Here is a 2,317-nt window from a genome sequence, read left to right as displayed (position 1 = left end):
GGCTCCAGCCGGGTCGATCAGCGATCCGGCAGGGTGATGTTGAGTTCCAGGATCGAGCAACTGCCCTGGCTTTCCAGCGCCACGTGCACGTCATCGCTACCGATGTTGACGTACTTGCGGATCACCTCGACCAGTTCCTTCTGCAGGGCAGGCAGGTAGTCGGGCGTGCTGCGTTGGCCGCGTTCGTGCGCCACGATGATCTGTAGACGCTCTTTCGCGACCGAGGCGGTACTGGGCTTTTTGTTGGCACGAAAGAAGTCAAAAAGGTTCATTACCTACCTCCAAACAGGCGCTCGAAGAAACCTTTCTTCGTGACGTCGAGGAATCGATGCTCGACGGTTTTGCCCAGCAGGCGATCGACAGCATCGCTGTATGCCTGGCCGGCGTCGCTCTGGTCGTCAAGAATGACCGGCACACCGGAGTTCGAGGCCTTGAGTACGGCTTGGGATTCTGGAATCACGCCCAGCAGGGTCACCGCGAGGATTTCCTTGACGTCTTCGACGCCAAGCATTTCACCGTCGCTGACGCGTTGCGGGTTGTAGCGGGTCAGCAGCAGGTGCTCCTTGATCGGCTCTTCACCTTGCTCGGCACGGCGGGATTTGCTCGCCAGGAGGCCCAGCATGCGATCGGAGTCACGGACCGAGGAGACTTCCGGGTTGGTCACGACGATCGCTTCGTCAGCGAAGTACATGGCCAGGTGGGCACCTTTCTCGATACCGGCCGGGGAGTCGCAGACCACGAACTCGAAGTCTTCCTTGAGCTGCATCAGGACCTTTTCCACGCCTTCCTGGGTCAGCGCGTCTTTGTCGCGGGTCTGGCTGGCAGCCAATACATAGAGGTTCTCAAGGCGCTTGTCCTTGATCAGGGCCTGCTGCAGGTTCGCTTCGCCATTGACCACGTTGACGAAGTCATAGACCACGCGGCGCTCGCAACCCATGATCAGGTCGAGGTTACGCAGGCCGACGTCGAAGTCGACGATGACTGTTTTGTGGCCGCGCAAGGCGAGGCCGGTACCGATAGCGGCGCTGGTGGTGGTCTTACCCACACCACCCTTGCCGGATGTAACCACGAGAATCTTGGCCAAGGTGTTTCACCCCTAAGGAAAAAGGACTTTGTCAGCCCCTGAAAAACATCTCTGGAAAACTGCTGCAATTGGACAGGCTTGGCTGGAATCGGGGATTGGGCGGGGTCTACCTCCGGTAAACGCTGCCTGATCCTTTTTCCTACGTCGTATAAGCCGTATTCGCTAGGTTTTAGAGATGCTTGGAAAATGCGGCAGTATCCGTTAAAGCCGAATGATGTTCAACACGTCGCCCGACAGGCTGACCTGGACGCCGGCCCCCCATAACGGGTCGCGCCGCAAATCCTCGGAAACCTTGTATTGCCCGGCGATGGAGACCAGTTCAGCGCTCAACTGCTGACAGAAGATCCTTGCCTTGGTGTCGCCCTTGACACCGGCCAGCGCACGGCCGCGCATCGGGCCGTATACATGGATGTTGCCATCGGCCAGAAGTTCCGCCCCCGGGCTGACCGAGGATACGACGACCAGATCGCCACCCTGGGCATAAATCTGCTGTCCGCCGCGCACCGGCGAGGTGATGACCCGGGTGGGCTTGATGGTGGGCTCGGGTGGTTTTTCCGGTTTTTTCGGTTCGGCCGGGCTCAGTTCCAGCACCCGTTCACGGGCGCCCGAGGGTGGCAGCACCGGAATATCCACGGCAATGGCGGCGGCGATGTCTTCGATACGGCTGGCGCGGATCGCCAGGGTGCGCAGGCCGTGCTGGCGGCAAACGCGCATCAGGCCTGGCAAATCCACCGAGCCTTCGCCGGCCGGCAGCTTGTCCAACGCCAGCACCAGCGGGGCATTGCTGAAAAAATTCGGGGCCTGGGCGACTTTTGCCGCCAACTGCCGGTCAAGACCTTCCAGGTCGTTACGGGCCAGTTCCAGCACCGTAATGGCGAGCATGCTGCCCTTCAGCTGGAACACGGGATCTTGGTCTAGCGGTTCGGTTTGGCTCATGGTCGGCGTACAACGACTTGTCACTAAAAGTGCCGAGACTTATAACGAGATCGCCCGTCAGCCGCAACCCGGGTCGAACAATGTAGAATGCGCGGCCCATGTCTTAATGGAAGCTGTAATGGATCGCCCGCGTTTTCGAGCTGCATTTTTTCATCCGCGTTTCTGGCTGCTGTGGTGCGGCCTGGGGCTGTTGTGGCTGATCGTTCAGTTGCCCTATCCGTTGTTGTTGCGGATCGGCCGGGCGCTGGGCGCGCTGATGTATCGGGTGGCCGGCGACCGGCGGCGCATCGCCAGGCG

4 protein-coding genes are annotated in these 2,317 nt (G+C 60.2%); 1 reads left to right on the top strand and 3 read right to left on the bottom strand.

The genetic code is table 11. From position 1 onward, the window contains the following. Positions 1-17 precede the first annotated feature (17 nt). The 3 genes from minE to minC all read right to left on the bottom strand — a co-directional run bounded on the left by minE (position 18) and on the right by minC (position 2,020). Positions 18-272, bottom strand: a complete 255-nt coding sequence (gene minE, locus OC610_RS25910; protein WP_003179111.1) for a cell division topological specificity factor MinE — start codon at positions 270-272, stop codon at positions 18-20. Continuing rightward, the gene (gene minD, locus OC610_RS25905) at positions 272-1,084 is read right to left on the bottom strand and encodes a septum site-determining protein MinD (RefSeq protein ID WP_025214989.1); all 813 of its coding nucleotides are present in this window, start codon (positions 1,082-1,084) and stop codon (positions 272-274) included. Before minD ends, minE begins: the two co-directional genes overlap by 1 nt. Before the next feature lie 201 nt (positions 1,085-1,285). Then, positions 1,286-2,020, bottom strand: a complete 735-nt coding sequence (minC, locus tag OC610_RS25900) for a septum site-determining protein MinC (RefSeq protein ID WP_030142350.1) — start codon at positions 2,018-2,020, stop codon at positions 1,286-1,288. 118 nt (positions 2,021-2,138) lie between these two features. Between minC and OC610_RS25895 the strand changes: the two genes are divergently transcribed. Continuing rightward, on the top strand, positions 2,139-2,317 hold a 179-nt coding region (locus OC610_RS25895; RefSeq protein ID WP_456300309.1), incomplete at its 3' end, for an LpxL/LpxP family acyltransferase.

Origin of the sequence: Pseudomonas agronomica, from assembly GCF_025917275.1 — a bacterium.
GTDB classification, from domain to species: Bacteria; Pseudomonadota; Gammaproteobacteria; order Pseudomonadales; family Pseudomonadaceae; genus Aquipseudomonas; species Aquipseudomonas agronomica.
This window is presented reverse-complemented; position numbering and strand designations above follow the sequence as displayed.